13 protein-coding genes are annotated in these 15749 nt (G+C 68.8%); 8 read left to right on the top strand and 5 right to left on the bottom strand.

The features are described 5' to 3' along the window. Positions 1 to 43: 43 nt before the first annotated feature. The gene (locus AC3WMR_RS05410; RefSeq protein WP_492263858.1) at positions 44 to 1936 is read right to left on the bottom strand and encodes a TRAP transporter large permease; all 1893 of its coding nucleotides are present in this window, start codon (positions 1934 to 1936) and stop codon (positions 44 to 46) included. Next, complete coding sequence (locus tag AC3WMR_RS05415; protein WP_492263857.1) at positions 1933 to 2946, bottom strand: TRAP transporter substrate-binding protein; 1014 nt, start codon at positions 2944 to 2946, stop codon at positions 1933 to 1935. The genes AC3WMR_RS05410 and AC3WMR_RS05415 overlap by 4 nt, the downstream gene beginning before the upstream one ends. Before the next feature lie 235 nt (positions 2947 to 3181). Here AC3WMR_RS05415 and AC3WMR_RS05420 point away from each other — a divergent pair, with 235 nt between their 5' ends. The 6 genes from AC3WMR_RS05420 to AC3WMR_RS05445 all read left to right on the top strand — a co-directional run bounded on the left by AC3WMR_RS05420 (position 3182) and on the right by AC3WMR_RS05445 (position 8756). Continuing rightward, positions 3182 to 4009, top strand: coding sequence for an IclR family transcriptional regulator (locus AC3WMR_RS05420; protein WP_232786640.1), 828 nt, complete (start codon positions 3182 to 3184; stop codon positions 4007 to 4009). Positions 4010 to 4053: 44 nt separating this feature from the next. After that, on the top strand, positions 4054 to 5226 hold the full coding sequence (locus AC3WMR_RS05425) for an acetyl-CoA acetyltransferase (RefSeq protein WP_492263856.1): 1173 nt from the start codon (positions 4054 to 4056) through the stop codon (positions 5224 to 5226). Further along, a complete protein-coding gene (locus AC3WMR_RS05430) occupies positions 5223 to 6857 on the top strand; it encodes an acyl-CoA synthetase (protein ID WP_492263855.1) in 1635 nt (544 codons plus the stop codon). Before AC3WMR_RS05425 ends, AC3WMR_RS05430 begins: the two co-directional genes overlap by 4 nt. Before the next feature lie 90 nt (positions 6858 to 6947). Then, positions 6948 to 7712, top strand: a complete 765-nt coding sequence (locus AC3WMR_RS05435; RefSeq protein ID WP_492263854.1) for an SDR family NAD(P)-dependent oxidoreductase — start codon at positions 6948 to 6950, stop codon at positions 7710 to 7712. A gap of 91 nt (positions 7713 to 7803) precedes the next feature. Beyond that, the gene (locus tag AC3WMR_RS05440) at positions 7804 to 8367 is read left to right on the top strand and encodes a PCC domain-containing protein (protein ID WP_492263853.1); all 564 of its coding nucleotides are present in this window, start codon (positions 7804 to 7806) and stop codon (positions 8365 to 8367) included. Positions 8368 to 8369: 2 nt separating this feature from the next. Next, positions 8370 to 8756, top strand: a complete 387-nt coding sequence (locus AC3WMR_RS05445) for a PPC domain-containing DNA-binding protein (protein WP_492263948.1) — start codon at positions 8370 to 8372, stop codon at positions 8754 to 8756. 133 nt (positions 8757 to 8889) lie between these two features. Here AC3WMR_RS05445 and AC3WMR_RS05450 read toward each other — a convergent pair whose 3' ends face one another. Continuing rightward, entirely contained in the window at positions 8890 to 12552 is a 3663-nt protein-coding gene (locus AC3WMR_RS05450) for an ABC transporter ATP-binding protein/permease (RefSeq protein WP_492263852.1), read from the bottom strand. Positions 12553 to 12647: 95 nt separating this feature from the next. Here AC3WMR_RS05450 and AC3WMR_RS05455 point away from each other — a divergent pair, with 95 nt between their 5' ends. Both AC3WMR_RS05455 and AC3WMR_RS05460 read left to right on the top strand, forming a co-directional pair. After that, a complete protein-coding gene (locus tag AC3WMR_RS05455) occupies positions 12648 to 13616 on the top strand; it encodes a LysR substrate-binding domain-containing protein (RefSeq protein WP_025139089.1) in 969 nt (322 codons plus the stop codon). Between the two features lie 67 nt (positions 13617 to 13683). Continuing rightward, on the top strand, positions 13684 to 14139 hold the full coding sequence (locus AC3WMR_RS05460) for a DUF4952 domain-containing protein (protein ID WP_492263851.1): 456 nt from the start codon (positions 13684 to 13686) through the stop codon (positions 14137 to 14139). Between the two features lie 42 nt (positions 14140 to 14181). Here the strand turns inward: AC3WMR_RS05460 and AC3WMR_RS05465 are convergent, their stop codons facing one another. Together AC3WMR_RS05465 and AC3WMR_RS05470 are read right to left on the bottom strand one after the other, a co-directional pair. Further along, positions 14182 to 14973, bottom strand: a complete 792-nt coding sequence (locus AC3WMR_RS05465) for an ABC transporter ATP-binding protein (RefSeq protein ID WP_025139087.1) — start codon at positions 14971 to 14973, stop codon at positions 14182 to 14184. Further along, entirely contained in the window at positions 14961 to 15731 is a 771-nt protein-coding gene (locus AC3WMR_RS05470) for an ABC transporter permease (protein WP_175194941.1), read from the bottom strand. The genes AC3WMR_RS05465 and AC3WMR_RS05470 overlap by 13 nt, the downstream gene beginning before the upstream one ends. Between the last annotated feature and the right edge of the window lie 18 nt (positions 15732 to 15749).

Raw genomic sequence — 15749 nt, forward strand, 5'->3', positions numbered from 1 at the left:
GACTGACCCAGGGCGCGCTCTGGCGGGGCGGCAGCGCGCGGCGCTACTTCAGGAACCCCGTCGAGATCCAGGGCACCGCGGCGATGACGACGATGCCGACCGCCATCGAGCCCAGGTAACCCAAGATGGGCCGGATGCCGGCTTCCGGCGCGACCCGGCCGATGGCGCAGGCGGCGTAGTAGCCCACCCCGAACGGCGGGGCGAACAGGCCCAGGCCCATCGACAGGATGACCACCATGGCGTAGTGGACTTCATGAATGCCCATCTGGTGGGCGATCGGGAACAGCAACGGGCCGAACAGCACGATGGCGGGAATGCCTTCCAGCACGCTGCCCAGGATGACGAAGGCCGCAATGGAGACGCCCATGAAGGTTGCCGCGCCGCCGGGCAGGCCGGACATGGCCTGGGCCAACTGGGTCGAGAAGCCGGACTGCGTCAACGCCCACGCCATGGCCGTGGCGGTGCCGATGATGAGCAGGATCGAGCCGGACAGGCAGGCCGTGTCGACCAGCATCGGCTTGAGCCGCTTGGGGTCGAAACAGCGGTAGACCAGCAGCCCGACCAGCGTGGCGTAGACGATGCCGATGGTGGAGACCTCGGTGGCGGTGGCCACGCCTTCGACCACCGCCGCGCGGATGACGAAGGGCAGGGCCAGCGCGGGCAGCGCAACCATCAGCGCGTGGCCGATCTGGCGGCCGGTGGCGCGGCGCACGGCGCTCAGGTCTTCGTGGCGGTTGCGCCGCCACACCACCAGGCACAGCATCACGCCCAGCACCAGGCCAGGCAGCAGGCCGCCCGTGAACAGCGCCGTGATCGACACGCCGGTGACCGAGCCGATGGTGATCAGCACCAGGCTGGGCGGCACGGTTTCCGTCTGCGCGCCGGTGGCCGACAGCAGCGCGACCAGGTCGCCTTCGTTGGCGCCGCGTTCGCGCATTTCGGGAAAAAGCACCGGGGCCACGGCCGCCATGTCGGCCGCCTTGGCTCCGGAAATGCCCGAGACCACGTACATGGCGCCGATCAGCACGTATGACAGGCCGCCGCGCACGTGGCCCAGCAGGCTGGCCAGGAAAGCGACCATGCGCTTGGCCATGCCGGTCATCTCGATCAGCACGCCCAGGAACACGAACAGCGGCACCGCCAGCAGGATCAGGTGCGACATGCCTTCGTCCATGCGTCCGACCACCACCATCATCGGCACCTCGGTGGTGAGCGACAGGTAGCCGAAGGTGGCCAGCCCGAATGAGAACGCGATCGGCACGCCGGTGAACACGGTGGCGGCCACGACCCCGACAAAGAAGATCAGCAGGTTGGCGTTGCCCAGGCCGGCCAGCACGGGCTGCAATGCCATCATGCCGGCCACGACGCCGCCCACCAGCAGCAACGCCAGTCCGGTGATGCGCCACTGTGCCCGCTCCACCAGCCGCAGCAGGGCGATCAGCAGCATCAGGGCGGTGCCCACCGGCAGCGCCGCGGCGCGCCAGATATTGGGGATTTCCAGCGCGGCGGTGGTGACGTAGCGTTCTTCCGACGCGTACTCGTAGCCTGGCGCCAGCACGAGCGCAAGAAAGGCCAGCGCCGCCGCCACCGCCACCATGTCGAGCAGCGCGCGGGTGGCGGGCGAGGCGCGGTTGACCAGCGCGCCCATGCGCATGTGTTCGCCGCGGCGAAAGGCGACCACCGCGCCCAGCATCGCCAGCCACAGGAACAGGATCGAGGCCAGTTCGTCCGACCACACCAGCGGCGTGTGCAGGGCATAGCGCGCCACGATGCCCGAGAACAGGATGACGATTTCCGCGACCACCAGGATGGCCGCGGGAATCTCCACCAGGTGGCCCAGCGCGTTGTCGGCGGCCACGGCCCAGGGCCGCCGGGCGCCGGGTGCCGCGCCGGCGTCGCCCCGCAGGTCCGCCGGGTGGGTCAGCGCAGCCCTCATGACAGTCTCCCGGCCGCCTGCTCCAGCAGGCCCCAGGCCTTGTCGCCGTACTTTTCCTTCCAGCTTGCGTAGAAGCCGGCGTGGCGCAGGGACTCGCGGATGGGGCCGGGTTCGGGGGTGTTGAAGGCCAGGCCTTCTTCGGCCAGCTTGGCTTGCAGCTGGGTGTTGAGCGCCAGCACGTCGGCGCGCTCGGCCATGCCGGCCGCGTTGATGTGCCGGGCGACGACGTCGCGGATATCGGCTGGCAGCTTTTCCCAGGCGCGGCGGTTGCCCAGGAACCAGAAGCCGTCCCACATGTGGTTGGTCATGGAACAGTATTTCTGGACTTCGTACAGCTTGGCGGTCTGGATGATGGCCAGTGGGTTTTCCTGGGCGTCCACCACCCGGGTCTGCAACGCGGAATAGGTTTCGTTGAAGTTGATGCTGGCCGGCGACGAGCCCAGCGCCTTGAACATCGACGTCCAGAGCGGGCTGACGGGCACGCGGATCTTCAGGTCGCGAAAGTCGTCGGGGCCGCTGATCGCGCGCGAGCTGGTGGTGACCTGGCGAAAGCCGCTATCCCAGATGCGGTCCATCACGAACAGGCCTTTGGCGTTGATCTCGGCGCGGATGTGCGCGCCCAGCTCGCCATCCATCGCTTTCCAGACCGAGTCGTAATCGGGAAAGGCAAAACCCACCCCGCTGATGGATGCGCTGGGCACCAGGGTGGACAGGATCAGTCCGGACAGCGTGAAGAATTCGACCGCGCCGGCCCGCAGCTGGCTGAGGGTGTCGGTGTCGGACCCCAGCTGGCTGCTGGGGAATACCGCCAGTTCGAAGCGCCCGCCGGTGTCCTTCAGAATGTTTTGCGCGGCTTCGTTGGCGCGCAGGTTCATCGGGTGCGAAGGGGGCAGGTTGTTGGCGTACTTGTAGCGAAACTGCGGCGCCGCCAGCGTTCGCTGGAACGGCGCCAGGGCCAGGATCGCGCCGCCTCCCGCGGCGCTCATGAGTTTGCGTCGAGTGGTGTTCATGCTGTCTCCTTGGTTATGAGATCCGGCCGCCATCGAGGGTGGCCGGATAAAGCGCCTTGCCAGGCTTCTTGCTTTATCTTTGCATGAGGTCCATTATGTGGACCTACTTACTACCCTTAAATTTATTTAATCACATCGATTTACTGGCGTAAATCAATAAAACTGGTGCAGAATGAAAAAACAAAATCAGTTTGATGGTCCACAAAATGGACCTCTGGAAAAATCAGGCGGAGACGTGACGGAGACCTCATCCCAGGTCGGTGGCGCCCAGGCGATCTCGCGGGCCATGCTGGTGCTGCGCGCCGTGTCGCGCACGCGCAGCGACGGCGCGGGCTTGCTGGCGCTGACGCGCGACACCGGCATGAGCAAACCGACCGTGCACCGGATCCTGGCGGCCCTGGCAGCCGAAGGCATGGTCGAGCAAGACGCCGCCAGCCGCCGTTACTTTCTGGGCCCCGAATGCCACGTGCTGGGCAACATCGCCAGCGAACGGTTCGGCATCAATCGCCTGGCCGCGCCGGTGGTGGCGCGGCTGGCGCACGAATGTGGCGATTCCGCGTTCTTCTCGCTGCGCCGCGACGTGTTCGCAGTCTGCGTATTGCGCGAAGACGGCGACTATCCGCTCAAGACCCACGTACTGCTGCCGGGCGACCGCCATCCGCTGGGCATCGGCGCGGGCAGCCTGGCCATTTTGGCGGCGCTGCCCGACGACGAGGTCCAGGCCTGCCTGCAGGCCAATGCCGGGTTGATCGAGCGGCGCTATCCGCATTATTCGGTGCCGCTGATCCGCACGCTGGTCGATGAGGTGCGCGAGCAGGGCTACGCCGTGAATCGCGGTCTGGTGGTGCCGGGCTCGTGGGGCATCGGCATGCCGCTGCGCGACGAAGCGGGCCACGTGCTGGGCGCGCTGAGCATTGCCGCGGTCGAGTCGCGCATGGATGAGGAAAGGCAGTTCCAGCTGGCCAAGCTGTTGTCACGCGAGGCCAAACGCCTGCTTGCGCAGGCCAACCCGGCAGGCCGCGAGGCGCGGGTGCGCCCGCCGGCCGCCAAGCCCAAACCCTGAAGCGCCGCGTCGGCGCGGCGGGGTTGCCACCAGAGGAGACAGCAATGAGCAAGCGTGCCGTCATCGTGGGATGGTCGCACATCCCGTTCGGCAAACTCGACGACCCCGACACCGAAAGCCTGATGGCGCGGGTGTCCGGCGCCGCGCTGGATCATGCGGGCATCGGCCCCGACGCCGTGGACGGCATCTATGCCGGCGTGATGAACAGCGGCTTCCAGAAGCAGGACTTCCAGGGGGCGCTGGTGGCGTTGGCCGATCCGGCGCTGGCCCACGTGCCCGCGACGCGGCTGGAAAACGCCTGCGCCACGGGATCGGCGGCGCTGTATGCGGCCATGGACTTCATCGAAGCCGGACGCGGCCGCATCGCGTTGGTGGTGGGGGCCGAGAAAATGACCTCGCGGCCCACGGCCGAAATCGGCGACATCCTGCTCAACGCCAGCTACCGCAAGGAAGAGGCCGATATCGCCGGGGGGTTCGCGGGCGTATTCGGCCGTATCGCCGCCGCCTATTTCGAACGCCATGGCGACCACAGCGAGGCGCTGGCCGCCATCGCCGCCAAGAACCACGCCAATGGCGTGGACAACCCCTACGCGCAGATCCGCAAGGACCTGGGCTTTGCGTTCTGCAACACGGTGTCGGACAAGAATCCCTATGTGGCCGCGCCGCTGCGGCGCACCGACTGTTCGTTGATCTCGGACGGCGCCGCGGCGCTGGTGCTGGCGGATGCCAACACGGCGGCCAGCCTGCGGCGCGCCATCGGCTTTCGGGCGCGGCGCCAGGTCAATGACATCCTGCCGCTCAGCCGGCGCGACCCGATCGCCTTCGAGGGGGCGACGCGGGCCTGGCGTGACGCGCTGGCCGACGCCGGCGTCACGTTGGACGACCTGAGCCTGGTCGAGACGCACGATTGCTTCACCATCGCCGAACTGATCGAGTACGAGGCCATGGGCCTGGCGCCGCGCGGGCAGGGGGCGCGGGCGTTGCGTGAAGGCTGGGTCCAGCGGGGCGGGCGCCTGCCGGTCAATCCGTCGGGCGGACTCAAGGCCAAGGGCCATCCGGTGGGCGCGACGGGGGTGTCGATGCATGTGATGGCATGCCTGCAACTGGCGGGCGAGGCCGGGGGCATGCAGGTGCCGGGCGCGACGCTGGCCGGCGTGTTCAACATGGGCGGGGCGGCGGTGGCCAACTACGTCAGCATCCTGGAGCGCGTCAAATGAGCGGCCCGTCGGATCAGGCCGCGGGGCCGCCGCTGGGCGGCGTGGCGCCCGTGTCGCGCCGGGCGATGAACCTGGCGCATTTCCTGGTGCAGGCGGCGCGCCGCCATCCCGCCCGGCCGGCGCTGGTGTGCGGCGATGCCCGCTTGAGCTGGCGTGAGCTGGATGCGCGCACGGCGGCGCTGGCGCAGGCGCTGGCCGAGCGCGGCGTGGGCAAGGGCGACCGGGTGCTGGTGCACGCACGCAACAGCTTTGCGTTCGCCGAAACCCTGTTTGCCGTGCTGCGCCTGGGCGCGGTGTGGGTGCCGACCAACTGCCGGATCTCGCCGGACGAGGCGGTCTATCTGGCGCAGGCGGCCGGGGTCAAGGCGTTCTTGTGCGAAGGTCAGTCGCCGCAGCATGCCGCGGCGGTGGCGGCAGCCATGCCGCAGCTGGCGCTGCTGGCGCGGCTGGGCCCGGGTGACTTCGGCGAGGCCGATACCGCATCCCTGATTGCGGCGCGGCTGGGGACGGCGGCGCCAGCCTGTGCCGACGTGGCCTACGACGACCCGTGCTGGTTCTTTTTCACGTCCGGCACTACCGGCCAACCGAAGGCGGCGGTGCTCACGCACGGGCAGATGGCGTTCGTGGTGACCAACCACCTGTGCGACCTGATGCCGGGCACGACCGAAGCCGACGTGAGCCTGGTGGTGGCGCCGCTGTCGCACGGCGCGGGCATCCATTTCCTGACGCAGGTGGCGCGCGCGGCGTGCACGGTGCTGCCCGAGGGCGACCGGTTCGATGCGGCCCAGGCGTGGCAGCTGGTGCAGGAACACGGGGTGACCAACCTGTTCACCGTGCCCACCATCGTCAAGATGCTGGTGGAGCATGCGGCGGTGGACGCGTTCGACCATGGCAGCCTGCGCTACGTGATCTATGCCGGGGCGCCGATGTACCGCGAAGACCAGAAGCGCGCCCTGGCGAAGCTGGGTCCGGTGCTGGTGCAGTACTTCGGGCTGGGCGAAGTCACCGGCAACATCACCGTGCTGCCGCCGTCGCAGCACCACGCTGGCGACGGCCCCGAAGCCCGCGTCGGCACCTGCGGCTACGAGCGTACCGGCATGCAGATCAGCATTCAGGACGACGCCGGCCGCCCGTTGCCATGCGGGCAGACGGGCGAGATCTGCGTGGCCGGGCCGGCGGTATTCGCGGGCTACTACGCCAATCCGCAGGCCAACGCCAAGGCTTTTCGCGATGGCTGGTTCCGCACGGGCGACCTGGGCTACCAGGACGACGAGGGCTACCTCTACATCACGGGCCGCGAGTCCGACATGTATATCTCGGGCGGTTCCAACATCTATCCGCGCGAGGTCGAGGAAAAAGTGCTGGCGCATCCGGCAGTGGCCGAAGCGGCGGTGCTGGGCGTGCCCGACCCGGTGTGGGGGGAGGTGGGCGTGATGGTCTGCGTGCTGCGTCCCGGGCAGGCGCTCGACGCGGACGCGTTGCTGGATTGGCTGGGGCCGCGCATGGCGCGCTACAAGCTGCCGCGCCAGGTGTTTTTCTGGGACGCGTTGCCGCGGTCGGGCTACGGCAAGATCACCAAGAAGCTGGTGCGCGACGCCCTGCGCGAGCGCGGCTGCCTGCCTGCCGGCTGACCGCTGCCGAGTGCCTGTCGCGGAGCAAAGAAGACGTGGAAGTCGATTCAACAGCAACGACGCAGTGCATCACAACGAGGAGACAGAATCATGGATGTGACGCAGGAAGCAGTTCTGGTCACGGGCGGCGCGTCGGGCATCGGCCTGGCCGTGGCCCGCGGTCTGCTGGGGGCGGGCCGCCGGGTGCTGGTGGCCGACGTATCGCAGGAGCGGCTGGACGAGGTGCGCGGCATGGCGCCGCCGGACCAACTGGGCTGCGCGCGGCTGGACGTGGCCGACGAGGCGCAGGTGATGGACACGCTGGCGCGGCTGGAAGTGGATTTCGGGCCGATTTCCGGCTTGGTGAATTCCGCCGGGATCGGGCGCGACGTGCCGTTCCTGGACACGGACGCGGCGTTGTTGCGGCGCATCCTGGAAGTGAACCTGGTGGGGTCGTTCGTGGTGGCGCGCGAGGCGGCGCGGCGCATGCGCGAGCGCGGCCGCGGATCGATCGTGAACATCGCGTCGGTGTCGGGCATCCGCGGCAATGCGGGGCGCGCGGCATACGGGGCGTCCAAGGGCGGGGTGGTGACGCTGACGCGGGTGATGGCGGTGGAGCTGGCCGCCTATGGCATCCGGGTGAATGCCGTGGCGCCAGGGCCGATCGAGACGCCGTTGGTGGAGCAGATGCATACGGACGCGGCGCGGGCGGCCTGGCGCCAGGTGGTGCCGCAGCATCGCTACGCGGCGCCGGAAGAGCTGAACGGCACGATAGGCTGGCTGCTGGATGAGTCGCTGGCCAGCTTCGTGACGGGGCAGGTGATTTGCGTGGATGGCGGGTTCACTGCGGCGGGGATGCTGCCGGCGGTGCACTGAAACCGAGGTTTCCGGCTACCGCGGCCGGCTGTGTTCTATCCCTGTCTTGTTTGATTCCCATCTTGCGCCACAAGCGCACGGAGTGCACATCATGCGAACCACCACCGTGGATCGTTCCTTGCGGGTGTCACCGGTACTACCCCGTCCCAGAACGCTGATCCATCCCGGGGCGTTCAACCCGGTACGAATCCATAGCCGCTGCGCGGGCCGCGGCAGGCATCTGCGCCTGGGGCTGCGCCCTGGGGCGACCCTGTTCGATGCGCTGGTTGACGCGCTGGCCCAGGCCGGCGTGCAGAACGCGTCGATGACGCTGCTGGGCGGCGCCTTCAGCCACCTGGATTACTGCACGGCGCCGCCCGATCCGGCGCACCTGCGGGTGGTGGCCTATACCGAACCGATCGCGGCGGGGCCGGCGTACCTGATTTTCGGCAATGCGACGTTGGGCAAGAGCGATACGGGCGCGCCGCTGGTGCATTGCCATGCGGCGTTCAGCGCGGCCGATGGCGAGCCGCTGGGCGGACACATCATGACGCAGACGACGATCGTGGGCCCGGTACCGGTGCCGGTGCTGGTGACGTCGCTGGATGGCTTCGAGCTGCGGGCGACGTATGACGCGGAAACGAATTTGCGGCTGTTGCAGCCGTGGGAGGTCTGATGATGATGCCGGCCGAGGTGGAAAGCGGAAGCATGGGACGGGTGGCGTATGCGCGCATCGGTCCGAATGAGGATCTGGTGCAGGGGGTGGAAAAGCTGTGCCTGGCGCAGGGGTTTCGCAATGCGTTCGTGCGAGGGGCGTTGGGCAGTCTGGTGGATGCTTGCCTTTATACGCGGGACGGAGTTCGGCAGGTGGCGGGGCCGGCGGTGGAAATCGTGAGCCTGGCGGGAGAGGTGCGGGCGCAGGCGGACGGGTCTGTCGTGGCGTCGCTGTCGGGGGTGGTGGCGGATCCGGATGGGCGGGTCCATGGGGGAGCGTTCGTGCCGGGGGCCAATACGATTTGCATGACGTTTGAAGTGACGTTGGAGGAGTGGTTGCCGGGGGGGTGAGGGGTTTGGGTTGTATCGCTTTGGTTGCTTGCCTGGGGTGGGGTTCTGGTGACGCCCGTCGCGGCGGGGTTGGGGCGGGTGGTTTGCTTGGCGTTTTGTCGGGAGGGCGGCGCACCGCCTTGGTGGCGGTGAGCTACGTCGGGATCGGCGCCGCGTTGCCGGTGTCCTGCACGTGCGCGCCTTGATGGCTGGCGAGTTTGGCGTAGGCGCCTTGCTTGCGCAGCAATTGGTCGTGGGTGCCGGATTCGGCCAGGGTGCCGTTTTCCAGGACCAGGATCAGGTCGGCGTCGCGGATGGTGGACAGGCGGTGGGCGATGACCAGGGTGGTGCGGTGGCGCATCAGGATGTCCAGGGCGCCGCGGACCTGTAGTTCGGACAGGGTGTCCAGGTGCGAGGTGGCTTCGTCCAGGATCAGGACGGGGGCGTTTTTCAGGAAGGCGCGGGCGATGGAGATGCGCTGGCGCTGGCCGCCGGATAGCTGCATGCCGCGTTCGCCGACGCGGGTGGCCAGGCCGTCGGGCAGGGTCTGGACGAAGGACGTGAGGGCGGCCTGGTCCAGGGCGCGGGCAAGGTCTTCGCGGCTGGCGTCGGGGCGGGCCAGGCGGATGTTGCCTTCGAGGGTGTCGTTGAACAGGTAGGTGTCTTGCGTGACGAGGGCGACGCGTTCGCGCAGGCCGTCCAGGTTGAGCTGACGGACGTCGACGCCGTCGAGTTTGACGGCGCCCTGGCGCGGGTCCCAGAAGCGCAGGAGCAGGCTGGCGACGGTGCTCTTGCCGGCGCCGGAGGCGCCGACGATGGCGACGGTGGCGCCGGCGGGGGCGATGAAGGTCAGGTCGCGCAGGGTGTCCCGTTGCTTGCCGGGGTAGGCGAAGTGGACGTGGTCGAAGGCCAGGGACAGGCCGTGCGCGGCGACGGGCGGGGGCAGGGGGCCGTCGGTGACGGGTTCGGGTTCGTTGTTGACGACGTGCAGGCGGCGCGTGGCGGCGATGGTGTCGGCCAGTTGACGGCTGACCTGCGAGATTTCGGAGACAGGCAGGAAGGTGGCCAGGGCGATGAGCACGAGCAGGGGCAGCATGCTGGCGGACAGGGCGCCGGCGGACACTTGCAGGGCGCCGACGACGGCCACGGCCAGGCCGCCCAGGCCCATGGCGACTTCGAACCAGGCGGTCTGGCGGGAGAGGTCGCGCAGGATGTCCAGGCGGCGGCCGCGGTACTGCTGGGCGACCTTGAGGAATTCGTCGCGGCGGCGGCCGGTGGCCTGGAAGGCGGTGAGGTCGGCCAGGCCCTGGATGGTGTCGGTGGTATGGGCGCTCATTTCGCCCAGGGCGTGGCGGGCGCGGTCGCCCAGGGCGTCGACCTTGCGGCGGCCGCTGATGGGCGAGACCAGGGCATAGGCCAGGAAGGGCAGCAGGGCCAGGGCGACGGGCCAGCTGTAGACGGCCAGGAAACCCAGCACCGACAAGGGCACCAGCACCGAGACGATGGCGGGCGCGATGGTGTGGGCGTAGAAGTATTCGACCATTTCGACATCTTGCGTGGCCAGGGCGACCAGGTCGCCGGAGCGCCGTTGCAGCAGGTAGGCGGGGGCCAGCCGTTCGAGCTTGTCGTAGAGCTTGACGCGCATGTCGGCCAGCAACTGGTACGCCATCGCGTGGGCCAGCCAGGATTCCAGCCAATGGAACAGGGCGGCGAGCGGCGCGGCGATGAGCAGGCCGGTGATGAGGGCGCCGGTGTCGCGGCCGTCGCGGATGGCGGCGACGACCAGGGCGCTCAGTACGCCCACGCCGATGAAGGCGGCGACGCGCGCCACGCCCAGGAGGATAGTGGCGATGAGGGTGCCGCGCCACGGACGCACCACGGACAGCAGGGTGCCGAGCGTGGCGCGCCAGCCGACCTGTTCGGCGTCGGCGTCCAGCGGGCGCAGGGCGGGGCCCTGGCCGTCGCCGCTGTCGTTGCCGCTGTTATCGCCGCCATCGGCGGGCGACTGGGCGAGGGCGGTGTCGGTGGCCGTGCGCAGGGCGTCGCTGGCCGTGCGCAGGGCGTCGCTGGCGGCGGCCGGCGGGGCGGCCAGCGCCACGGCCTGTTCGTGCATCAGGCGGTAGTACAGGCCGTGCTGCTGCATCAGTTCGGCGTGGGGGCCTTGTTCGACGACGCGGCCCTGGTCGAGCACCAGGCAGCGGTCGGCGCCGATGACGCTGGCCAGGCGGTGGGCCAGGATGAGGGTGGTGCGGCCGGCCATCAGGCGGTCCAGCGCCTGCTGGATCAGGGCTTCGTTTTCGGTGTCGACGGACGACAGCGCTTCGTCCAGGATCAGGATGGGCGCATCACGCAGCAGGGCGCGGGCAATGGCCACGCGCTGGCGCTGGCCACCGGACAGTTGCAGGCCGCGTTCGCCGATGCGGGTGGCGTAGCCTTGCGGCAGCGCCATGATGAAGTCGTCGATGTTGGCGGCGCGGGCAGCGGCGCGCACCTGTTCGTGGGTGGCGTCGGGCCGGCCCAGGCGCAGGTTGTCGTCGATGGTGCCGTGAAACAGCGTGATGTCCTGGCTGACCAGGGCCATGTGGCCGAGCAGCGTCTGGGTATCGATCTGGTTGACGTCGTGGCCGCCGACGCGAATGGCGCCGGCCTGGGGCACGCATTCGCGCAGCAACAGGCGCACGATGGTGGACTTGCCGGCGCCGCTGGGGCCGACGATGCCGACGCGCTCACCGGCCGCGATGCGGAAGGACAGGCCCTGGTGGGCGTGGCGTTCCGGCGTGTACGAGAAGGCGACGTTGTCGAATTCGATGGTGGGGGCCAGCCGCGCGGGGGCGGTGGCCGCCTGGACCTGGGGCGCGGCGGTCTGGGGGCGGGCGTCCATCAGCGCATGGATGCTGAGCGCGGCGGACTGGCCGAGCATGCCGCGATGCAGGACCGAGCGCAGGTCGCGCAGCGGGCGGAAGATCTCGGTGCCGGCCATCAGCACGATCAGCAGGGCCTCGACGCTCATGTCGCCAGCCGCCACGCGCCAGGCGCCGACGGTCAGCGCCAGCGCGGCGCCCAGGGCCACGCCCAGGTCGCTGATGCCGCGGGTGAGCAGGCTGACGGACAGCACCCAGAAGGTGTTGTCGGACAGTTTGCGGGCACGGGCGGCCAGGCGCTCCCCCCAGGCCTTGCCCTGGCCGTAGGACTTCAGCGTGGGCAGGCCCTGTACGGCGTCCAGGAATTCTTCGCCGAATTCATTCAGCGAACGGGTGCGCGCCAGGCTGGCGCGGCGGTCGAGCATGTGCACGGCCATCGGGCCGAACAGCGCGAACAGCGCGGCCACCAGGAACACCAGCGCGGTGGGCACGTCCCAGAAGGCGATGACGGCGAAGATGGCGAACGGCGCGGCCGCGGCGATGGCGACCTGCGGCAGGTATTGGCCGAAGAAAGTCTGCAACTGCTCGACGCCGTCCACGACGGTGAGCATGACGCCGCCGGTGCGCTGGTTGGCGAACCAGGCCGGGCCCAGCGCCACGATGCGGTCGTACAGACGCGCGCGCAGCGCCTGCTGCACGTCGGCCGAGCAGCGGTTGGCCTGTACGGTGCGCAGGTGGTCGAACAGGGCGCGCAGCAGCACCATGGCGCCGGCGCAGATAGCGGGCGTGAGCCACTGCTGCCACGCGGCGCCGTCGAACACGCGTGCCAGCAACTGGCCCAGGAAAACATAGCGGGCGATGCCTGCGGCCAGCGCCAAGAGGCCCAGGAAAATGCCGCCCGCCATGGCGGCGCGCAAACCCTCGGTCAATCGCCAAAGCCTGGAATCGAAATACATATCAATGCTCCCTCTGAAGCCTGAATGGTCACGCATCCGGCAGCGGCGCGAAAGCGATAGTTATTCAATCATGGGTTGAGATAAACTCAACCCCTATGTCCGATCTGCCCACCCATACGCCGCCCTTGGCCGCCCTGCGCGCCTTTGAAGCCGTTGCCCGCCTGGGCAGCCTGAGCCGCGCCGCGGTTGAGCTGCACGTGACCAAAAGCGCCGTCAGCCACCAGTTGCGGGCGCTGGAAGCCGACCTGGGGGTGAGCCTGCTGCGGCGCGGGGGCACGGTGCGGCGCGCCGAAACCACCGAGGCAGGCGCCGCGCTGCTGGCGTCGGTACAACAGGCCTTGACCCTGCTGGAGACCGCCTGCCGCAACGCGCGGGCCAGCGCCCGGGGCAAGCGCCGCTACAACCTGAACGTGTCGGCCAACCCGTCGCTGGCGGCGCTGTGGCTGGCCCCGCGCATCGGCCGGTTCATCGAATTGCACCCGGACATCGACATCCAGGTGTTCCTGCACGCCAGCCAGGACCCGGCCTGGAAGGCGCAGGACATCGACCTGGCGTTCCTGCACGTGCGCGCCCTGGGGCCGCATCTGGCCGCGCCGGGCGACATTCCGCTGATGACCGAGACCGTGGTGCCGGTGTGCAGCCCCGCGCTGGTGGCGCCGCAGGATCGCGACGACCCCAACGTCTTCGCGCGCCATCGCTGGCTGGAAGAAAAGCACATCGACAGCCCGGAAACCGACTGGCGCACCTGGCGCCCGCGTCTTGGCCTGGCGGAAAGCGCCGGCCAGGACCCGCTGGTGCTGTCGGGCCTGAGCACGGTGGTGGCGGCTGCCGCGGCCGGCGTGGGCATCGCGCTGGGCCGCGCGCCGCTGATCGACGAAGAACTGGCCAGCGGCCGGCTGGTGGCGCTGACGCCGGGCCTGCGCATGCCGGGCTCGTGGGGCTACGTGATGCGCATCCATGCCAACCGGCCGATGGACGCGTCGTTGCCGGCGCTGGTGGAATTCCTGGCCGAAGAGGGCCGCGCCGCCGCGGCATGGCAGAATCCGGTTGCGGCGCGCAGGTAGCGCGCCGGCCCGCGGCGCCATCTGGCGAAAGGGCAAGTGTCCGCGGCCCATTCCTGTCGAGGCGTCCTTGAATACCTTGGTTCAATTGCTGTTGCGCCCGCTGCGCGCCTGGCTGTTGCTGCCGGTCTTGTTGTTGCCGCTGTCCGTCCAGGCGCAGGCCGCGCCCACGCCAGGTTGCGACGATTTCCTGGCGGCCCTGACGAACAAGCCCGATTTCATCGAGTACCAGGGGTGCCGCCTGGAAATGCGCACGCACGGCAAGCCGCTGGTGGCGCGCTACCGGGTGGATGGCGCCGCCGCTGCGCTGGCCGAAAGCTATCTGCGGCGTCAATTCGGCATCGCGCCGCTGCAATACCAGTGCTGCGGCTGGCAGACGCCGCCGCAGTTCTGGCGCGATCCCCGCACAGGGGACGGCTACACGATCGGCTTCGGTTCCGAAGAAACCCTGCTGTCGTCCCGTTCGCAGTGGGACCAGATTCCCAGCTTTCACGTCCGCATCGAGCGGTACACCGAAGCGCCCTGAGGGGCGGGCGCGGCCCGGGCCGCGCCCGCTGGCGTTGGTGCCCTAGCCGTCGGCCAGCTCCATGCTGCGCGTCACTTCTTCCTGCACCCGTTCCCAGATGGCGCGCTTCAGTTCCACGAAGCGCGGCGACAGCTGCACGTCCGCGCTGCGCGGGTGGGGCAGGTCGTTCTGGATGTCCTGCACGATGCGACCGGGCTTGGACCCCATGACCGCCATACGGGTGGACAGCGTCAGCGCCTCGTCGATGGAATGGGTGATGAAGACAATGGTCTTTCCGCTCTGCTCGTAGATCGACAGCAGTTGTTCCTGCAGCACCTGCCGCGTCATGGCGTCCAGCGCGGCAAATGGCTCGTCGAACAGCATCACGTCCGGGTCGTTGGCCAGCACCCGCGCGATGGATACGCGCTGCTTCATGCCGCCGGACAGCGCGTGCGGGTATTTATCGGCCGCCTGCTTCAGGCCCACCATCTCGATGTATTTGCGGGCGATGGGCGCGCGTTCCGCGCGGGACAGGCCGCGCATCTTCAGGCCGAATTCCACGTTTTCCTGTACCGTGCGCCACGGAAACAGCGCGTACTGCTGGAACACCATGCCGCAGGCCGCCGTGACGTCGGTGACCGGCTTGCCGTTCACTGTCACCGTGCCCGTGTTGGGGGTGATGAAGCCGGCCATCAGGTTCAGCAAGGTGGACTTGCCGCAGCCCGAAGCGCCCAGCAGCACCAGGAATTCGCCGCGCTTGACCGACAGGTCCACCTTGTCCAGCACGGTGATGTCGCCATAGGCCTTGGACACGTCCTGCAGGCGGATCATCGTGTCGTTGCTTATCGTTGCCATGCCAGTACCCATCGTTCAAGTAGACGCAGACAGAGGTCGGTGACCAGCACGGTGAAGCTGATCAGCACCATGCCCAGCACCACGGTGTCGGTCTGGAAGAATTCCTTGCCGTTCATGATCATGAAGCCCAGGCCTTCCTTGGACGCGACCAGCTCGGCCGAGATGACGCAGGTCCAGGACAGGCCCAGGATGATCTTCATGCCCGACAGGATCTGCGGCAGGCAGCCGGGAAACAGCACTTCGCGCATCACCTGCCAGCGGTTGGCGCCCAGGTTGCGCGCGGCCCGCACCAGCACGGGGTCGATGCTGCGCGACGCTTCCATCACGTAGAGCAGGGCGGGCACGAACGAGCCCATGAAGACGATGCTGTACTTCTGCGTCTCGGTGATGCCGAACCACAGCAGCGACAGCGGAATCCAGCTCATGGACGGCAGCGGGCGCAGGAACGAGATGATGGGGTCGAACACGGCGCGCGCCACCTTGGACGTGCCCAGCAGGATGCCCAGCGGAATGGCCACTGCCACGGCCGCCAGAAAGCCCACCATCACGCGCCGGGTCGAGGCCAGCACGTTATAGAACAACGTGCCCTGGTCGGACATCGACAGGGCGCGAGCCAGCACCTGCGACGGCGCGGGCAGGAAGATCGGGTCGACCGCGCCGGCGCGGCACAGGCCTTCCCACAACAGCAGGAAACACAGCAGGGACACCACGCTGACCCAGATCAGCGTGGTATCGCGGGGAGCGGTACGCGTGGACATGAGGCGACGGCTCCGGGT

The sequence above is a fragment of the Achromobacter sp. FW305-C-28 genome (assembly GCF_058783235.1).

Bases quoted from the DNA above. Each gene is read 5' to 3' on its own strand.
- AC3WMR_RS05410 (WP_492263858.1), bottom strand. From the start codon at position 1,936: ATGAGGGCTGCGCTGACCCACCCGGCGGACCTGCGGGGCGACGCCGGC.
- AC3WMR_RS05415 (WP_492263857.1), bottom strand. From the start codon at position 2,946: ATGAACACCACTCGACGCAAACTCATGAGCGCCGCGGGAGGCGGCGCG.
- AC3WMR_RS05425 (WP_492263856.1), top strand. From the start codon at position 4,054: ATGAGCAAGCGTGCCGTCATCGTGGGATGGTCGCACATCCCGTTCGGC.
- AC3WMR_RS05430 (WP_492263855.1), top strand. From the start codon at position 5,223: ATGAGCGGCCCGTCGGATCAGGCCGCGGGGCCGCCGCTGGGCGGCGTG.
- AC3WMR_RS05435 (WP_492263854.1), top strand. From the start codon at position 6,948: ATGGATGTGACGCAGGAAGCAGTTCTGGTCACGGGCGGCGCGTCGGGC.
- AC3WMR_RS05440 (WP_492263853.1), top strand. From the start codon at position 7,804: ATGCGAACCACCACCGTGGATCGTTCCTTGCGGGTGTCACCGGTACTA.
- AC3WMR_RS05445 (WP_492263948.1), top strand. From the start codon at position 8,370: ATGATGCCGGCCGAGGTGGAAAGCGGAAGCATGGGACGGGTGGCGTAT.
- AC3WMR_RS05450 (WP_492263852.1), bottom strand. From the start codon at position 12,552: ATGTATTTCGATTCCAGGCTTTGGCGATTGACCGAGGGTTTGCGCGCC.
- AC3WMR_RS05455 (WP_025139089.1), top strand. From the start codon at position 12,648: ATGTCCGATCTGCCCACCCATACGCCGCCCTTGGCCGCCCTGCGCGCC.
- AC3WMR_RS05465 (WP_025139087.1), bottom strand. From the start codon at position 14,973: ATGGCAACGATAAGCAACGACACGATGATCCGCCTGCAGGACGTGTCC.
- AC3WMR_RS05470 (WP_175194941.1), bottom strand. From the start codon at position 15,731: ATGTCCACGCGTACCGCTCCCCGCGATACCACGCTGATCTGGGTCAGC.